Consider the following 17,877-nt stretch of genomic DNA (forward strand, 5'->3'; position numbering starts at 1 on the left):
CCGTGTTTAAAATTGAATGGCTAAACGAGCTTTGGCAATATTTTTCCGGTCGATCGTTCGTTCTTTTTCTCTGGTTTTGATTCGGGTCTTCATAACTAGCTGATTTTCATCGAATGACTGTAAAAAGCCTTCGAACTGTTTTTCTCCATCAATCGGTTGATATAAAGAAACATGAATGTACTCGCCGACTGCCCGTTGATAATCTGCTTCTTTCTTCAATGGACGCTCGGCGCCAGGGGAAGAAACTTCCAAGAAATAGGCCTGTGGAATAGGATCAGGTTCGCATTGGTCTAATTGTTCACTAAGTTGTTCACTGACAAAGGCACATTCCTCGATATCGATTCCGCCTTCTTTATCAATGAACACACGAAGAAACCAATTTTTCCCTTCCTTCACGAATTCTACTTCAACTAATTCAAATTTTTGCGCATCCAGAATAGGGGTCACTATATCTGTAACAGTTTCCACTACCGTACTCACAACATCGCCTCCTTTATTTCTCAACGAAACGAACTTCATTCCATTAAAAAGAGTGAGCGAAAAAACCGCTCACTCACTCTAAGTATCATTACATTGTAAATATAACACAATTTTCATAAAGATTCAACTACTGTCGCATGTTCCCTTCGCTTTCAGAAAAAAACAAAGCATTTTCTTAAAGATTTTTAATGCTTGGGTGAATGGCTGTTAGTGAATCACTTGACCAATCCGACGTAGTAGTTGTGGGAAAATGCTCTCTGGATCAAAGTCCATTGGCGCGTCATGTGGAAAATGAAGCCAGAGCCGACCACCATAAACCACTAGTACCAAAAGTGTCAATGTCACCCACAGGTTGTGACTGTAGTAAAGTTTGCTGATTTTCGGATTTTTTTTGAATAAAACGATTCCGAATACGATCGGCACTAACCAAAACAAGGGATGAAAATGCAGCGCACCTTCAAGATCACCCTGAAATAAGTGCAAGTAGGCGCGCGTCATGCCACAACCTGGACAAGGAAACCCCGTTAACCATTTAAACGGACAAATCAATAATCTACCCAATCATCTGAATCAGACGAATCGTTTGTATTGTTAGATGAGGTCATGGCATTTTGATCAGCCGCTTCCCACATTTGGTTCATATCACCTTGTAAAATCGCCATGTTGATGAAATCAAAAGCAAACAGGCTCAAGACGACAAAAAGAATTTTGTTGTCACTCAGACGAGGCATATTCGCTCGCTGTTGTGCACTCATAAAGATATCCGCAATTCGGTACCACCAATAAATTTGATACAATCCACAAGTAAGGATCGTGAGTAAAATCGACGTCTCTGGCGAAAGACGATTATCCCCGCTGTATTCTGCCAGCTCTTTGGTTGTTTGGTACATCCAAAAGAATGTATAAATGCCACAAGTAATAAATGTTAATAAAATGACCGATACAACCGATTTCTTTCTAACTCCGTAATTATAATTCATCACAAACTCCTTCTAGTTTATTCCTTTTTATCACATACTAATTATACACGATTTTATTCACAAAAACAAAAAAAATCTAATCATTTTATTTTATATAGATTAAAAAAGGTAAATAGCACCTGCTGAAAGCAGGTGCCTATACTATAAAATCATTCGTTTTCTTTGAACCAAAAGCTATGCTCGGCTATAATTTTTCACTTCAGCAGCCATTGCATCAACAAACAGATTCAATTCTTCGACTTGGGTCTCCTTGCTGCCGTAGCGACGGATATTGACTGTCGCATCATTGACTTCTTGATCCCCAACAACAATTTGGTAAGGAATTTTTTGGGTTTGTGATGCACGGATCTTATACCCCATTTTTTCGTTGCGGTCATCCACTTCCACTCGCAGTCCTTGCGCTTGCAGGCGTTCTTTGATTTCGTAAGCATAGTCGCTGTGGGCTTCGACTGAGACCGGAATGATCGATGCTTGGATTGGTGCCAACCAAGTCGGGAATGCCCCTTTATAGACTTCTGTCAGGTAAGCCACAAAACGTTCCATCGTTGAAACGATTCCGCGGTGGATCACCACTGGACGGTGATTGTTTTCGCCATCTTCACCAACATATGTTAGATCAAACCGTTCAGGCAATAAGAAATCCAATTGGATCGTTGACAAGGTTTCTTCCATACCTAAAGCTGTTTTCACTTGGACATCTAGTTTAGGTCCGTAGAAAGCTGCTTCACCGTCAGCTTCAAAATAATCCAATTCTAATTCATCCATGGCCGCTTTTAGCATTGTTTGCGCATTTTCCCACATCGCATCGTCATCAAAATATTTGTCTTTGTTTTGTGGATCGCGATAACTTAAACGGAAACGATAGTCAGTAATATTAAAGTCTTCGTAAACGCCCACCATAAGATCCAGTGTCCGTTTGAATTCTTCTTTGATTTGATCAGGACGAACAAATGTATGACCATCATTTAAGGTCATTTCCCGAACCCGTTGCAACCCTGATAGTGCCCCTGATTTTTCATAGCGGTGCATCATTCCTAATTCAGCGATCCGAATTGGTAGTTCACGATACGAATGGATGTCATTTTTGTAAACCATCATGTGATGCGGGCAATTCATTGGTCGTAGAACCAGCATTTCGCCATCCCCCATATCCATTGGTGGGAACATGTCCTCGTGGTAATGATCCCAGTGCCCTGATGTTTTGTATAAATCCACGTTTGCCATGATTGGTGTGTAAACGTGTTGGTACCCAAGGCTAACTTCTTTATCCACGATATAACGCTCGATCGTACGACGGATCGTTGCTCCTTTTGGCAACCAGAAAGGCAAACCCGCGCCGACTTCAGGGGACAACATAAACAATTCTAATTCTTTCCCTAATTTACGATGATCGCGTTCTTTTGCTTCTTCTCGTAAACGAATAAATTCCTTCAAGTCTTTCTTATCGAAAAAGGCTGTTCCATATACCCTTTGCATCATTTGATTATCAGAACTTCCACGCCAATAGGCTCCGGCTACTGATAACAATTTGTACACTTGGATACGACCTGTCGATGGGACATGAGGGCCGCGGCATAAGTCAACAAATTCTCCTTGCTGATAGGCAGTAATCGTTTCGTCATCTGGTAATTCTGTGATCAACTCAACTTTGTATGGATCTTCAGCAAAAAGAGCCAAAGCTTCCTCTTTTGTTAATACACGTCGTTCAATTGGCAGATTTTCTTTAATGATTTTCATCATTTCTGCTTCGATTGCTGGTAGATCTTCCGCAGTTACTGGGTTTTCCCCATTGTCTGTGTCATAGTAAAAACCAGAATCAATTGCAGGTCCTACTCCAAAATGGATCGATGGATAGAGTCTGCGCATGGCTTGAGCCATTAAATGAGCTGTCGAATGACGAAGTAAACCTAAGGCGTCTTCATGATCGGGTGTCACGATCTCAATCGTTGCATCTTCTTCGATCGGACGTGAAAGATCGATCAGTTGTCCATTGACTTTTCCAGCTAAGGCTTTTTTTGCAAGACTTTTCGAGATACTTTCAGCAATCTCTTTAGTTGTTACCCCAACAGCAAATTCTTTTTTTGCGCCATCAGGAAATGTAATAAATAATGACATATGAATGTCCTCCTTTGAATGATTTCAATCAATAAAAAAGTCCTAGTATCGGTTACGATACTAGGACGATCACTCGTGGTTCCACCTATTGTTCGAAAACAGAAAAAGTCTGTTTTCCTCTTCATGAGATAACGGTTCAACCGCCTCCGTTTCGACAGAGGTCTAAAAAAGTGGTCATCCTTTGGTTTTCTTCCAGGAAATTTTCAGCCAAGATTTCCCTCTCTTATCGAAGACTCTCAAACTCAGGTGTCTTTTTTATTGATCGATTATGGCTCAATTAAACCACTACCTACAAGAAAAAGCAAGAGAATTATTTCCAATCGCCATTCACAGCATAGGTTCCTTGCTTCATTTCATTGATGATGACATGGATATGCTCCTTAGGGGCACCCGTATTTTTATGGACCGCCTCAGTGATTTCTTTCATCATATTCGTCAGTTGTTCTTGCGAACGCCCTTCAACTAGTTCGACATGAATAAATGGCATACGATTTCCTCCTTTGTTTGCTTTTGATTATACACCTTTTTCAAAAAGACAAAAGCTATTCCCATGATTTCCAAAGAAAAACGTGTCTTTATTCCTCCTGATACACGACAGAAAACTTTTCACAAACGCATAGCATTTGATCGTGAAAAGACACCCCCGCTGAGGCATAAGCTCGTCGAAAAAAAGCTTCATGAACACGGCGCCAATAAGCCAAAGTGCGATCTCCTTCCCCTTCTAAAAAGGCAAACGCTGCTGTCACTTCATCAAATGGCACGATCGACACTGACTCTAAATAAAGAACAGCTCTTGGTACATCCGAACCATCTAAAAGGACACTATACGTTTCTGATTGTGGCAATGCTTCTTGCTCGATTTCATAGAGCGCAGCGGCGGAGGTCGTCGCTGTCTTTTTGCCAGCTAAAACAAGTGCTGCCAGTTCATCCGCCATTTCTGAAGTATCACCAAAGGACCAAGCATCTTCATAGGTCAGAGAAGATTGATTTCTTGGATTTGCTTTTAAAAACCGCTGCCAAAACGCTTGAATCTGACTGTCTTTTATTTTTGGTTCTCTGGTCTCATCTGCCAATTTTTTTCACTCCAATACTTCGTATATGTTTGGACATTCTCAGCTTCTTGCCAATCATAGGCCAACCCTAATTTCTCGCTGATTTTCTTTGCTTGCTTATCAAATCGTTTTTGCATCTTCAAAAGGGACTGACCGCAAGCAGTGATCGTGGAAAAATCAAGCAATGAGGTCAATTCCCGCCACTCCTTTTCCGTTAGAAACGACTGCAGGTATTTATGATTTTTCCCAGTACTCACCTGAAATTGCTGAGCATGGGCAACAAACAAATCTTCTATCCATAACAATTCTTGCCAACAAATGGTGTATAAATGATCCGTAGCATAAATTAGTTGCTTTCGAAGCAGCCCTTTCACGACATACGTGCTTACCCACCAAAATTCGTTGCAGTGTTCTTGAAAAGCGGCTTGGGTCGGGCGCTTGATCCAGTAATGCGAATGATTTGCTTGATTAGCAAAACTTAGTAATTGGTCTGGATCAAGCAGCGGCTGCAAGCCTGGTTCTTTAGCAAGACGATCGACCAGTGCAAGTGGACATAGCATGAGATCGATTCTTACTCCGTCTAAAAAATGCATCAAGTACGTAAAACACCCGCCCAAACTCGGCGGATAAATCGTGCTAGCTTCCGGTGTTTGCCTGATCATGATTGATCCAAAGGCTTCTAACCATGAAGAATCATCGACCAAAGGCTGAATATCCTCCATCACGAAGACCACGTCAAAATCCTGCAAAATATCTTTTGGCGCCTGTGGATCGGTCCGTGAACCAGATAAACCGATGGCACGTGCCCCAACACGTTTCCCAACAGACAGGATCAATTGGCGCAATTCTGCTTCTTCTCTCACCTTTTCCACCTCTATTTCGTTTCGTTTTTGAACACCTAAGCTCTTTTTATAAATATTAGCATAGTTTCTTTTTTTCCACGACATTCACAGGGAAAATATGCTATAATTTTATGTCGCAATTTTTTTAAGGAGGATCCTTCGTGAACGAACGTCAAAAAGAACAACAACATGTCAATGAAACCATTGCTCTGATCCACAGAGAACAAGCGATCCTTTCGCAGCAAAAACAAGAATTAGCCGCTAAAATGGATGATCAATTAAAAGAAATCGCCGATAAGAAAATTCGCGGAGGCGACAGTGAAGCCTTTTATGAATCAGTGATCGAGTACCAGCAGCATGAACAAGAACTGCTGATCAAGTATCAAACCGCAGAATCACAAGAAAAACGCGTCAAAACCCTAACAACGATGGCAGGCAATCCCTACTTTGCTCGAATCGATTTCAAAGAAGAGCAAGAAACCGAGACCCTCTATTTAGGGATCGCTTCTTTACGAGACAAAGAGGAAGAAACGATCGTCATTGACTGGCGCGCACCGATCGCTAATCTTTACTATGAAGGAGAACTTGGTGAAACATTCTACGAAACAGACACCGACCGTTTTACGGTAGAGCTGCTCTTAAAACGCCAGTTTAAAATTCAAAATGGTGAGATCTTATCGATGGTCGATACTTCGGAGATCATCAATGACGAATTTTTATTGGAAATCTTGGATGAGGCCTCTTCTTCTCAAATGCGTAACATCGTTTCAACGATCCAAAAAGCACAGAACCAAATTATTCGTGATACCACCAATAAATTTTTACTGATCGAAGGGATTGCTGGAAGTGGGAAAACCTCTGCTTTATTGCAACGGGTCGCCTTTTTACTTTACCGTAATCGCAAATGGCTGGACGAAAAACAAGTCTTGCTGTTTTCACCCAATCATTTGTTTTCTGACTATATATCCATGGTCCTGCCTTCATTAGGGGAAAGTGAAGTGCCCACAAGAACCTTCCACCACTTTATCCAATTGATTCTGACTGGCTATGAAGTAACAAAAGAAACCCAACAAGAAGAGAACTTTTTAAGCGGCGACGATGATGCCATTGAAAAAATCAAAAGTAGTCTTTTTTTGGTGGAAAAAATCAACCGTTATGTCCGTTCGATTGCACCGATCGGTCCCTTGTTCCGTGATCTAAAAATCCAAGGGCAAACCTATTTGACGAAAGAACAGATTCGCCGCTGGTATCAAGAAACCAATAACGAACTGCCGATTTACCAAAGAACCCAACTGCTTCAAACGAAATTATTAAAAAAAATCGGCGGCTTGGAAAAAGATGAAGCCAAAAAAGACTGGGTCAAAGAAGCGACCGAAGAACAATTGCAACAAGTATTTGCCAATGATCCTCATCAAGAATACAGCGAAGAAAACGAACGCCGTTTGCGGAAGAAACTTAGACAGCAGATCGTCCGCAAGAAGTTCCGTTCCTTGACGCGGGGAGTGAAAAACTTTCAGTTTATCAACCAAGCCAAGCAATACTTACACTTTTTACAATCGGTTGAGTCTGCTGCAGTCAAAGAAACTGGCATCGAGGCTGCGACTTGGCAGCAAAGTATTGCCGATATTCGACAAGGCATGCGCCAAAGACAGATCAAACAAGAAGACGCCGTTTTGTTTTTCTTACTGATCAAACAGCTTTATCCTGTTCACGTCGAAGAAAAAGCTCGGTTTATCTTTATCGATGAAATGCAGGATTTTCCACCAGCACAAGTGGCTCTGCTGCGTCAGCTTTATCCAAAGGCTGGTATCACCCTGTGCGGCGATTTGAACCAAAAAGTTTATGGCAATGAAACGATCGTCGGAGCATTAGCAGAATTATTCCCCCACGAAAGCGTGAAACGTTATCAATTGAAAACCAGCTATCGTTCGACTAAGGAAATCACAGATTTCGCCAATCAATTTTTAGTTGGCAGTGATCAAGTGGAATTGACGGCTCGTAAAGGTGCGGTACCAACAATTGTTAAAGGAACTGAATCTGAAAATCTGGCTTTCCTAGAAACCAGTATTCGAAAGGCAGCGGAGAATCAGCGTTGGCGCACCGCGATCATTTGTAAAACCGCAAAGGATTGCCAGCAGTTATATGCCCAGCTGACAGAAACAATGCAGGAACAAGTGCAGCTGATCACCTCTGAAGAAGACTTCATGAAACGCAATGTCATGATCTTCCCGGCCTTTTTAGCAAAAGGGCTAGAGTTTGACCAAGTATTTGTCTGGACACCAGGTGCCACTTTCGCGACTGAACAAGACCAATTGATTTTTTATACAATGGCGACACGGGCGATGCATCAGTTGACCGTCCTTACCCAAGAAGAATTGCCGCTTCTAGTGAAAGCTGATCCTGCCACTTATCAGTTTCAAGAAGCATCACGGATTGACGAATAACCTAACAAAAAAACATCACTTTCGACTGATTCTCAAATGAAACCAGCCGATTGTGATGTTTTTTAGCCTTTTAATTCGCCAATAAATAAGCGGGTTTCTGGATAACGCATCCCAACGATTGTTAAAATCATCTGCAGCTCAGAAACGTGTTCCGGATCTTCTGGAACAAATAATTTTGTATGACGTCCGATACTGCCATTATCGATCAAACGATGGGTACGATTCCATTGACTAAATTCCTCGATCGTTGTAAAGCGACTAAGAGGAAAACCAGCACCGTCGAGAATTTCCGTCAATCGAAAAAGCACATAAGAACTATCGATCACCAATTCTTTTCTGTGAGGTAAAGCACGCGTTCGCTTATAATCAATAATTGCTTTTTCTGGTCGGTGTTCCAAAAGCCAATCCAACAGCATGAAGAACCCTTCCATTCGATAATCATCGATAAAGAGCCGTTCAGAGTATTCCGACATGCGAAAGACCAAAGGAATCAAGAATCGCTCTTTATAAATTAACAAGGGTGCGCGATCAACGACGACATTTAAATAACGATTCAAATAAGAAGAACCACGATAATCGCCTAGACGATACCCTTCCACCCCATACTTTTGATATTTCCGACAAAGAGCCGAGCAGTCAGAAATCGATACAGACACTTCTGCTAGCTTTTCAAAACCACTTAAGATTCGATTAAATGGCTCTAAAACGATTTTTTCTTCCATGTCTGCCCCCCTAACGAGTTGTTTGCTTATGTAGTAAATCATAACACATAAAATGTATAGAAACCAACTGAAAAGATGATCAACACAGAAGAATTTTCAGTAAATGAGCAACGCTACCGCTTCATTATTTCTCTTGCATAAGCGACAAAGCCTCTACATAAAAAAACATACTAAAAAAATGGCAGCCAGATTGTCTCTAGGCTGCCAAGTGACACTTATTCTTCCGCATCTGCCACATTGTGATAGACGTTTTGTACGTCTTCAAGATCTTCTAACACATCGATCATTTTTTCGAATTTTTCTAGATCGTCACCCGTCAAGGTTACTTCATTTTGAGGAATCATTTGCATTTCTGCAATTGAGAATTCAGTGATTCCTTTTTCTTTCAAGGCTTCTTGAATGGCATGGAAGTCACTTGGTTCACCGTGAACGATGATTTGTCCATCTTCTTCAACGACATCACGAACATCGATCTCTTTGTCCATCAAGTATTCTAAGATCTCATCGGCATCGTCACCAGCAAAGCCAAATAATGCTGTGTTATCAAACATATAAGCAACTGCCCCAGAAACACCCATATTCCCGCCGTTTTTACCAAAAGCGGCCCGAACATCGGCTGCGGTACGGTTGACGTTGTTTGTCAAAGTATCGACGATCACCATTGATCCATTTGGTCCAAATCCTTCATATCGAAGTTCTGAGTATTGTTCATCGCCAGAACCTTTGGCTTTTTCAATCGCACGGTCAATAATGTGTTTTGGCACATTGTAGGTTTTCGCACGTTCGATAACAAAGCGTAATTTTTGGTTCGCGTGAGGATCAGGATCACCCGATTTTGCTGCTGCGTAGATTTCGATTCCAAATTTTGCATAAACTCGGCTATTGTTTGCATCTTTAGCAGTTTTTTTCGCTACGATATTTGCCCATTTACGACCCATGATTTCACTTCGCTTTCTTGTTTTTAAAAATCCTTATTCATTATACTTGTCAAATGGCGTTCTGTGAAGTAATTTTCACTTATTTATCAATAAAAAGCGGAATTCTTCGAAAATTTTGTTCTGTGATTTGAGGATTCCCTTGCTGATAGATCTGGTCGATCCGCAATGACAAGCCGTAGCGCTGTGCTTCTTTCTTACCGAATTTAGCGATCAGCGGAAGGGTCAGCTCTTTTTTGACTTCTTTTAAATATTGCTGCCCTTGCTTTGTATAGCCTAAGACTCGAATAAAGGGATGTGCTTGGGCTTCCTTCATTTCAGCTTTTGTCACTTGGAACAATACATAACAAGCAAGACGCTGCAGTCTCGTTTGGGTATAGCGTTTTGTCTTTAACAACTTGATAAAATCTGCAAACGAATCCGCCGCAGTCACATATTGTTTTAGTCGATATTCTAGTCCTTCTTCCATCTGGTAAATAGCAGCTAATTTTTCGAGGGGGGCAGAAATGATCTGGTATTGAAGATACGGCCAAAAGGTTTCCCAGTCGACTGTTGTTTGCGAAAGAAATTTTTGTGTTGCTTCAGGAACAAAATCCACAACAGCTTCACCTTGTTTGAGTCCTTGACGAATGGCTGTGGCACTAGCGATCGTTGGATGCTCAAATTGTTCTGAATGATAAGAGGCCGCAATTCGTTGGATGGGAACAAGCCTCATTGGTTTTTCATAACACAACACTTCCCGTGCATACCCCATACCCAACAGATGATTCGGCTGGTCTTTTTCTGCATGGTACTCAGGATAAAGCTCACTGAGGACCATACTCATTTTTTGACTATAGGTAGCATTTTGCCTAGCTATGCGTTGAAATGCGTCATCGATCATCCGCTGATTTTCTTTTTCAAACTGAGCGAACTTTGCATAGTCAAAGGGTTGTTTCGCATCTGTACCAAAACACAAAGAATCACATTGCAGATTTTGTAAGATCCTAATCGCTCCCGCTGCAAAAAAATCAGCAGACTGAACGGCCCAAGCGGATGGCAGTTCAACGACCAAATCGACGCCATTTTGCAATGCCGCTTGGGCTCGTTGCCATTTATCGATGATCGCCGGTTCACCACGCTGTAAAAAATTTCCACTCATCACGGCTACAATGACATCGGCGTTGCTTTCTTGCCTGGCTTTGTCCACGTGGTATTGGTGGCCATGGTGAAAAGGATTATATTCTACGACTAGTCCGCAAGCCTTCATCGACATCCCTCCTGTTTTACATAACGGTTACTTATGGCAGACAAAAAACCAGCGACGGCTTTTTTCATTTGGTTTTGTATCGATAAAATCAGCGTAGCATTCAACATTAGCAAAACCAGCATTTTCTAACATTCTTAAATAGCTTTCGAGAGGATAGGTTCTTTCTTGATGAAGCTCATCTAAGCGTTCAAACAACCCACTCTCTTGTGCAACAAAAAAGGTCAAGAAATGTTCAATGCTATGGTCTTTTTCTCCTTGATAGCTTTCCCAAAGAAAGGCAAATTCATCCGTCTGGTAATGGTAGCTATAATCAGGAAACACTTCATTGATTTGATATAAGGAATGCACATCAAATAAAAAGACGCCATCTTCTTCTAAACAACTGTAAACACCATCAAACACTTGCTGCACACTCTGCTCGTCTTCCATGTAGCAAAGGGAGTCAGAATAGCAGGTAATTGCTTGATAGGTGCCAACATCTACGAGATCCAGCATGTCACCCGCAACAAATTGCACAGCCGCCTCTTCTTTTTCAGCCCGTTGACTAGCGATTATCAGCATCTCTTCTGAAAGATCTAACCCAGTCACGTCAAAACCAGCCTTGGCAAACTCAACGGCTAACGCACCAGTTCCACAAGCCAATTCTAACAGCTGTTTTCTTTTTCCTAAATGACGACAAGAAAAATCCAGCCACTTTTTATAGAGACTGGAATCCATTACTTCGTCATAGACAAATGCGAAGGTTTCGTAAGCCATTACGCCACGACCCATTCATTAAGATCCACAAGCGGCGCATCAGACCATAATTTTTCTAGGTTGTAAAAAGCACGTTCTGAGGCACTGAATACGTGAACGATCACGTCACCTAAGTCGATCAAGACCCATTTTCCACCATCTTTTCCTTCGACACGGCGAACAGATACTTGATTTTCTTCTTCTTTATCGATGACTTCATCAATGATCGCATTGATTTGACGTTCGCTATTTCCTGAACAGATCACAAAGTAATCTGCTAGCAAAGAGATTTCCCGCACATCTAATGCCATAATATCTTCGGCATGTTTTGAATCGGCGGCTTTTACAGCAATTTCTAATATTTTCTGACTATCTATGGTAATTCCCTCCTATATTTGGCTACCCAAAAATTGTAGGTTTCGATCGTTTTTGGGTAGATAACTGCTTCTGTTTCGATCAAATGAAGCAAGGTATGTTTCGTTTCGTAAGCAACAGCGGCATCTAAGTCGATCATTGCGATTTCTCTGGCTTCAACGACTCCAGGAAACGTACGCCCGGGTTCGATATAATCTGCTACATAGATGATTTTATCTAGTAGGCTCATCTTGGCAGCTCCGGTTGTGTGCAAACGGATCGCTTGTAAGATTTCTTCGTCATCGATTTCTAATTCTCGTTGAACGAAATCAGCACCGACGAGTCCATGCCAGATAGCATTGTTCCAGTTCAAGAGATCCAATTCAAATCCATCTCTACGAATGACTAATCGAAATTCTTCATCGCTGCGTTCTTTGGCATAATCATGAGTCAAAGCAGCGATGCTGGCTTTGACCGGTGAAGCGCCATATTTTTCCGCAAGGGCAACGGCCGTTTTTTCGACACCTAACACATGCTCAAAGCGCTTTTGACTCATCTGCATTTGGACCTTTTGCATCAAAAGTTCCCGTTCTGCTTGTGTGTAGTGTTCACTCTTCATCCAAGTACAACCCCTTTTCTTGAATATAGTGTAACACATTATCAGGCAATAAGTAGCGAACCGAACAACCTTGTTGCACTTTTTTACGAATTGTTGTTGAGCTGACATCCATTAGAGGAATATCGATCCAAATAATCGGGTATGGGCTATCGATCGGCACTTCCGGGCGGCGAACCCCCACAAAAGTTACCAATTCCATCAGCTCATCGATTTGATGCCATTTTGGTAAATAGTTCACCATATCCCCGCCAATGATAAAATAATAATTAGTATCTGGATTCTTAGCTGTCAATTCCCGCATCGTATCAACCGTATAACTCTTACCTTTTCGTTCCAACTCAATGGTCTCTACAGCAAATCGCGGATTATCGGCGATCGCCAACTTCAACATCGCTAAACGATGCTCAGCGGGGATTGTCTTTTTCTCATCAACATGAGGCGGTAAATACTCAGGCATGAAATAAACTTTATCCAGCCCTAATGCTTGCCCTACTTGCTCACCCATGACCAGATGTGCGTAGTGTACTGGATTAAAATTTCCACCAAGAATGCCCACTTGCTTTTTCGGTACAAGTTCTTGTGTTTGTGTCTCTAAAACCGTTTGTACCTTTCCAAATGTTTGTCCTTGCATGCCTTCTCCCTCCTAAATTGAACGAACTTTGCTTGAAATCGTTTGGTATTTTTCTTTACTAGACGGTTTGAATAAAACGATCACTCGTCCGATGATCTGAACTACTTCACAGCCGACTTTCTCCCGGATCGTTTCAGCTGCTTCGTCAGCAACCTCATCGGTATTTTGGAGCAATGAGACTTTGATTAATTCTCGTTTTTCTAGTGCTTCTTCAATTTGCGCCATCATCGCGTCATTCAAGCCGCCTTTGCCGATTTGAAAAATCGGGTTTAGATGGTGCGCTTCACTTCGTAAAAATCTTTTTTGTTTTCCTCGTAAGTCCATAATCTTCCTTCTTCCTTATACTAATGCTTTACGTCTAAGCACATCGACACCTTTTGGCGCCCACCCGGCGATGACACATGGTTTGGTGATCGTGATCCAGCCAAGTCCAGCAAAAACGATATCGGTTTTTTCTTTGATTGAAAATTCGAAACGGACGAGTTCAGGAAAATCCGCCACTTCATCTGCTCGTGGCGGCTGCAGCAGCCCACCAACATGTTTCTCATAAAATTCATCGGCTTTACTTAATTTGGTCCGATGGATCGCTACATCATTTGCTACATAAGCAATAAATGAACTGCGTTCTCCTTGTAGGAAATCAAAACGGGCAAGTCCCCCTAAGAACAAGGTTTGTTCAGGGTTCAATTGATACACTTTCGGTTTAATTTCTTTGGCTGGTGCCACGATTTTCAGATCTTTTTTACCTAAATAGTGTGCCATTTGATGACGATGAATGATTCCTGGTGTGTCGATCAAAAAGTGCCCGTCGTCCAATGGAATCTCAATTTTATCCAATGTAGTTCCAGGAAATCGCGAAGTGGTGATCAGCTCGTTGATCCCTGCTATTTGTTTGATGATTTGATTGATCAATGTTGATTTTCCAACATTCGTCACACCAACCACATACACATCACGACCTTCACGATACGTTTCGATCGCTTGTAGCAACGCTTGGGTTTCACCCGGTTTCTTGGCACTCGTCAACAATACATCGACGGGTCTTAAACCGACTTCGTGAGCCCGTTCCTTCATCCATTGGGTCATTTTCGATTTTTTCAAAGATTTCGGTAAAATATCCACCTTGTTGCCCACTAATAAAACAGGATTATCACCAACAAAGCGGTGTAGTCCTGGGATCAATGAACCATTAAAGTCAAAAATATCTACGACATTAACGATCAAGGCGTCTTTTTCCCCGATTTCATTCAGCAAACGTAGGAAATCATCGTCTGTCAGCGCGACATCTTGGATCTCATTGTAATGGCGCAAGCGGAAGCAGCGTTGACAATAGACTTCTCCTGATTCAAGTCCTTTTTCTAATGCAGATTGCGGGGTGTACCCCAATTCGTTAGGATTTGTTGTTTGAATCAATGCCCCGCAGCCGATACAGTGAATTTCTTCGATTCCTTCTGTCATATTAAATTCCTCCACGCCATTTTAACTCTGGGTTGTGTTTCAATAAATAGTTCATGATTTTTCTTTCTGCTGCTCGATTAAACTGGGTTTTCCAAGAATCCGTTGGGATCACTGGTTTCACTAGAATGCTGCGAACACCAGCACGATTGGCACCTCGTACATCCGTCATAATCTGATCGCCGATCATGACAACCTCTTCTTTTTTCAAGCCTAATTGCTGATACCCTTGTTTGATCCCTCTTGAAAAAGGTTTTAATGCGCGGTGTACGTACTTTAAACCAAAAGGCGCAACAGCCCGTGCCACGCGTTCACTATTGTTGTTTGAAACGACAATCACCGGTATGCCAGCGTTTTTCATTTCCAATAACCAGTTTTTTAATTCTTCGGTTCCATCAGGATTATTCCAAGCAATCAAGGTATTATCAAGATCGGTCAAAATCCCTTTGATCCCCTGTGCCTTTAGTTGGCTAGGGGTGATTTTATAAATCGCATCGACCATCCAAGTCGGTTTATAATTTGAAAACATAGAATCTCCTTTACTATCTGATTTCTTCGCATGTTAAAAGTCGGCGACTAGTCATCGATCCACATAGTCGATCTTTAAAAAGAAACCGTACTAGCTGTTGACAAGCAAGCAGGCAGTTTCTAAAAGGATCAGACCTCTTCAACCTGTAATTATACAATAGAATCTTTTTGAATACTAGCAAGTGCGCTAGTTTCTGCAGGTTTCTTGTAAAAGAACTGAAAAACGAAGGTGTCGAAACAACAGTTTGTTCCATCACTTCTTTAAAGTAGTCTTTTTTTTCGTCAAAAAAGCATCCTTTTACTGAAAGGATGCTTAGAAAAAGTCCAAAATTGTCATTTGCAACTGCGAGCTTCTCGCATTTTACAATACTTTACTTAAAAAATCAATGGTTCTCGGGTTTTTCGGATGATCAAAGAGCTGTTCTGGCGTTCCTTCCTCCATAATGATTCCCTGATCCATAAATAAAATCCGATCCGCGACTTCCTTCGCAAAGCCCATTTCATGAGTGACGATGACCATCGTCATTCCTTGCTGAGCCAAACGCTGCATGACAGACAATACTTCGCCAACCATTTCAGGGTCTAACGCAGAAGTCGGTTCATCAAAGAGCATCACATCCGGTTCCATCGCCAAGGCACGTGCAATAGCGATCCGTTGCATTTGTCCACCAGATAGACTTTGTGGATAGGAGTTTGCCTTATCAGGCAGACCTACATCATTCAATAGTTGCTTTGCTAGTGTTTCAGCAGCTGGTTTTGCTACCTTTTTGACTTTCGTCGGGGACAAAGTAATGTTTTCTAAAACCGTCATATTCGGAAAAAGATTGAAATTTTGAAAAACCATGCCCATTTTTTCCCGCATCTTATACAAATCATTCTTTGGATCGGTAATATCGGTTCCTTCAAAAAAGATTTTTCCGCTTGTCGGTACTTCTAGTAAGTTTAAACAGCGTAAGAACGTGCTTTTTCCTGAACCAGATGGTCCAATCACCACAACGACTTCTCCTTGCTCGATCGTCGTTGTGATCCCTTTTAGCACTTGATTGCTGCCAAAGGTTTTGTGTAACTCTTGAATATCTAACATCATAGCTTGTCTTCTCCTTTTAACGACGATAGCCTTTTCCTAGTTTCTTTTCCCATAAACTCAATAGTCGCGAAGTCGTAAACGTCAAGATGAAATAAATGACCGCCGCCACATAGAAAGGCGTTAATGGTTGGAAAGAACTGGTGACAACGATCTGCGCACTGTTCATCAGCTCGTAGATGCCGATCGTTGAAAGCAAAGAGGAATCCTTGATCAAAACGATAAATTCATTGCCTAGTGGCGGCAAGATGTTGCGTAGTGCTTGTGGCAATACGACATAACGCATCGTTTGAAAAGGCCGCAGCCCTAAAGAACCAGCCGCTTCTGTTTGACCGTAATCAACGGCATTGATTCCCCCTCGGACGATCTCAGCAACATATGCCCCAGAATTAAGCGAGAGCGCAATGATCCCAGGAAATAACCGCCCAAAATCAAGACTCAACACACCGATCGAGACTGTCGGCAAGGCAAACATGCCTTGCAAAAGACCAAAAGCGATCAATATCTGCACCAACATTGGTGTGCCGCGGATGACTTCAATATACGCATTAGCAAACCAGCGCAAAGGCGTCACTTTTGATAATTTCATTAGGGCAAAAATCACCCCTAGAATCGTTCCAAAGATCACGGTGATGATAGAGATCACGATGGTGATCACCACACCAGAAAGAAAATAAGGGTAATATATCGCTAAAAAGGATAAATCCATAATTGTGTCTACTCCGTTCTATCTATTGCGCCGCATTTTCGTTGGCTAGATCTGTGTTCTTTTGTACATACTCATCGATTGTACCATCTTCAATCAATTCTTTCAAAATACTGTTTAGCTCTTCTTGTAGTTCGGTACTCCCTTTAGGTAAAGCAATTGCATAAGAATCGCCTTCAGACGCTTCTAATGCTACATCAGTGATCACGAGGTCATCATTTTGTGCAACATACGATTCAGCCACCGCACTTTCAAGCACCAAACCGTCGATCGATCCTTGTTTCAATTCATTGACTAGATTCGGAACTTTGGCGATGGAAACCAATTGCGAATCCGCTAATTGGTCTTGAACGATCATTTCTTGGATCGAGCCTTTTTGAGCGCCCACCTTTTTGCCAGACAAGCTTTCGATTGAATCAAATGCCGACTCATTGTTTTTATTAACAACTACTTTTTGTTCTGGTGTAAAATAGTTATCGGTGAAATCAAAAGTCTGTTTACGTTCGTCAGTTGCTGAGATGCCTGAAACAGCTATATCGGCTTTTCCTTGTTGCAAAGCAGTCAAGACAGCATTGAAATCAAGGTCCAAAATATTCACTTCGACACCAAGACGATCAGCGATCTCATTGACCATATCGATATCTGCGCCCACGATCGTATCTTTGCCATCAATCAAGGCATGAAATTCAAAGGGGGCAAAGTCAGCAGAAGTTGCCACATTTAACACACCGGCTGCTTTGATGGCTTCCAATTGGTTATCCGCCGAACCGCTGGCACTAGAACTGCCAGTACTCGATGAGCCGCCATTTCCACAAGCTCCTAAAACCAAAATCCCCGTCAATACAACAAGTGCTCCAAATAATTTTTTCATTAAAAACGCTCCTCTTCAAAACAAATATTTATGCAATATAATCTTCTTATATTCAGAATATATACATAATAGCAC

The 17,877-nt window shown here is 41.8% G+C and carries 21 protein-coding genes; 1 reads left to right on the plus strand and 20 read right to left on the minus strand.

Annotated features, from left to right (window positions below; genetic code table 11):
• Positions 1 to 6 precede the first annotated feature (6 nt).
• The 7 genes from rimP to IGJ12_RS09445 all read right to left on the minus strand — a co-directional run bounded on the left by rimP (position 7) and on the right by IGJ12_RS09445 (position 5,490).
• Positions 7 to 480: a ribosome maturation factor RimP gene (gene rimP / locus IGJ12_RS09415; protein WP_008378146.1), complete on the minus strand. Its 474-nt coding sequence runs from the start codon at positions 478 to 480 to the stop codon at positions 7 to 9.
• Positions 481 to 687: 207 nt separating this feature from the next.
• Positions 688 to 1,041, minus strand: a complete 354-nt coding sequence (locus IGJ12_RS09420) for a DUF2752 domain-containing protein (RefSeq protein WP_034695542.1) — start codon at positions 1,039 to 1,041, stop codon at positions 688 to 690.
• Entirely contained in the window at positions 1,026 to 1,460 is a 435-nt protein-coding gene (locus IGJ12_RS09425) for a DUF4234 domain-containing protein (RefSeq protein ID WP_008378150.1), read from the minus strand. The genes IGJ12_RS09420 and IGJ12_RS09425 overlap by 16 nt, the downstream gene beginning before the upstream one ends.
• 174 nt (positions 1,461 to 1,634) lie before the next feature.
• The gene (gene thrS, locus IGJ12_RS09430; RefSeq protein WP_005235617.1) at positions 1,635 to 3,575 is read right to left on the minus strand and encodes a threonine--tRNA ligase; all 1,941 of its coding nucleotides are present in this window, start codon (positions 3,573 to 3,575) and stop codon (positions 1,635 to 1,637) included.
• 310 nt (positions 3,576 to 3,885) lie between these two features.
• Positions 3,886 to 4,062: a 2-hydroxymuconate tautomerase gene (locus IGJ12_RS09435; RefSeq protein ID WP_005225916.1), complete on the minus strand. Its 177-nt coding sequence runs from the start codon at positions 4,060 to 4,062 to the stop codon at positions 3,886 to 3,888.
• Between the two features lie 88 nt (positions 4,063 to 4,150).
• Positions 4,151 to 4,648, minus strand: coding sequence for an ASCH domain-containing protein (locus IGJ12_RS09440; protein WP_430618951.1), 498 nt, complete (start codon positions 4,646 to 4,648; stop codon positions 4,151 to 4,153).
• Positions 4,618 to 5,490 (minus strand): aminoglycoside 6-adenylyltransferase, encoded by an 873-nt coding sequence (locus tag IGJ12_RS09445; RefSeq protein WP_034872541.1) that lies wholly within the window; start codon positions 5,488 to 5,490, stop codon positions 4,618 to 4,620. The genes IGJ12_RS09440 and IGJ12_RS09445 overlap by 31 nt, the downstream gene beginning before the upstream one ends.
• Before the next feature lie 140 nt (positions 5,491 to 5,630).
• Here IGJ12_RS09445 and helD point away from each other — a divergent pair, with 140 nt between their 5' ends.
• Positions 5,631 to 7,913 (plus strand): RNA polymerase recycling motor HelD, encoded by a 2,283-nt coding sequence (gene helD / locus IGJ12_RS09450; RefSeq protein WP_430618952.1) that lies wholly within the window; start codon positions 5,631 to 5,633, stop codon positions 7,911 to 7,913.
• Positions 7,914 to 7,975: 62 nt separating this feature from the next.
• Here the strand turns inward: helD and IGJ12_RS09455 are convergent, their stop codons facing one another.
• The 13 genes from IGJ12_RS09455 to IGJ12_RS09515 form a co-directional block, all read right to left on the minus strand.
• Positions 7,976 to 8,635 carry a hypothetical protein gene (locus IGJ12_RS09455; protein ID WP_008378159.1) on the minus strand — a complete coding sequence of 220 codons (660 nt, stop codon included), beginning with the start codon at positions 8,633 to 8,635 and terminating at the stop codon, positions 7,976 to 7,978.
• 215 nt (positions 8,636 to 8,850) lie between these two features.
• The gene (locus IGJ12_RS09460) at positions 8,851 to 9,573 is read right to left on the minus strand and encodes a YebC/PmpR family DNA-binding transcriptional regulator (RefSeq protein ID WP_005225911.1); all 723 of its coding nucleotides are present in this window, start codon (positions 9,571 to 9,573) and stop codon (positions 8,851 to 8,853) included.
• Between the two features lie 79 nt (positions 9,574 to 9,652).
• A complete protein-coding gene (locus IGJ12_RS09465; RefSeq protein ID WP_430618953.1) occupies positions 9,653 to 10,819 on the minus strand; it encodes a nucleotidyltransferase in 1,167 nt (388 codons plus the stop codon).
• A gap of 27 nt (positions 10,820 to 10,846) precedes the next feature.
• Positions 10,847 to 11,575, minus strand: a complete 729-nt coding sequence (locus IGJ12_RS09470; RefSeq protein WP_430619588.1) for a class I SAM-dependent DNA methyltransferase — start codon at positions 11,573 to 11,575, stop codon at positions 10,847 to 10,849.
• Positions 11,575 to 11,916 carry a ribosome silencing factor gene (rsfS, locus tag IGJ12_RS09475; RefSeq protein ID WP_034695537.1) on the minus strand — a complete coding sequence of 114 codons (342 nt, stop codon included), beginning with the start codon at positions 11,914 to 11,916 and terminating at the stop codon, positions 11,575 to 11,577. Before rsfS ends, IGJ12_RS09470 begins: the two co-directional genes overlap by 1 nt.
• Positions 11,917 to 11,927: 11 nt before the next feature.
• Positions 11,928 to 12,527, minus strand: coding sequence for a bis(5'-nucleosyl)-tetraphosphatase (symmetrical) YqeK (yqeK, locus tag IGJ12_RS09480; RefSeq protein WP_429967824.1), 600 nt, complete (start codon positions 12,525 to 12,527; stop codon positions 11,928 to 11,930).
• A complete protein-coding gene (locus tag IGJ12_RS09485) occupies positions 12,517 to 13,158 on the minus strand; it encodes a nicotinate-nucleotide adenylyltransferase (RefSeq protein ID WP_016620357.1) in 642 nt (213 codons plus the stop codon). Before IGJ12_RS09485 ends, yqeK begins: the two co-directional genes overlap by 11 nt.
• A 12-nt stretch (positions 13,159 to 13,170) precedes the next feature.
• Positions 13,171 to 13,482, minus strand: coding sequence for a ribosome assembly RNA-binding protein YhbY (gene yhbY / locus IGJ12_RS09490; RefSeq protein ID WP_005225905.1), 312 nt, complete (start codon positions 13,480 to 13,482; stop codon positions 13,171 to 13,173).
• A gap of 15 nt (positions 13,483 to 13,497) precedes the next feature.
• The gene (yqeH, locus tag IGJ12_RS09495; RefSeq protein WP_430618954.1) at positions 13,498 to 14,616 is read right to left on the minus strand and encodes a ribosome biogenesis GTPase YqeH; all 1,119 of its coding nucleotides are present in this window, start codon (positions 14,614 to 14,616) and stop codon (positions 13,498 to 13,500) included.
• 1 nt (position 14,617) lies between these two features.
• Positions 14,618 to 15,142 (minus strand): YqeG family HAD IIIA-type phosphatase, encoded by a 525-nt coding sequence (locus IGJ12_RS09500; RefSeq protein ID WP_008378174.1) that lies wholly within the window; start codon positions 15,140 to 15,142, stop codon positions 14,618 to 14,620.
• 360 nt (positions 15,143 to 15,502) lie between these two features.
• Positions 15,503 to 16,228 (minus strand): amino acid ABC transporter ATP-binding protein, encoded by a 726-nt coding sequence (locus IGJ12_RS09505; RefSeq protein WP_016612186.1) that lies wholly within the window; start codon positions 16,226 to 16,228, stop codon positions 15,503 to 15,505.
• A gap of 16 nt (positions 16,229 to 16,244) precedes the next feature.
• The gene (locus IGJ12_RS09510) at positions 16,245 to 16,934 is read right to left on the minus strand and encodes an amino acid ABC transporter permease (protein ID WP_005225900.1); all 690 of its coding nucleotides are present in this window, start codon (positions 16,932 to 16,934) and stop codon (positions 16,245 to 16,247) included.
• A 22-nt stretch (positions 16,935 to 16,956) separates the two neighbouring features.
• Positions 16,957 to 17,802, minus strand: coding sequence for a transporter substrate-binding domain-containing protein (locus tag IGJ12_RS09515; protein WP_005235588.1), 846 nt, complete (start codon positions 17,800 to 17,802; stop codon positions 16,957 to 16,959).
• Positions 17,803 to 17,877 lie beyond the last annotated feature (75 nt).

It is taken from the genome of Enterococcus sp. DIV0802b, from assembly GCF_050543535.1.
Lineage (GTDB): Bacteria > Bacillota > Bacilli > Lactobacillales > Enterococcaceae > Enterococcus_D > Enterococcus_D entomosocium.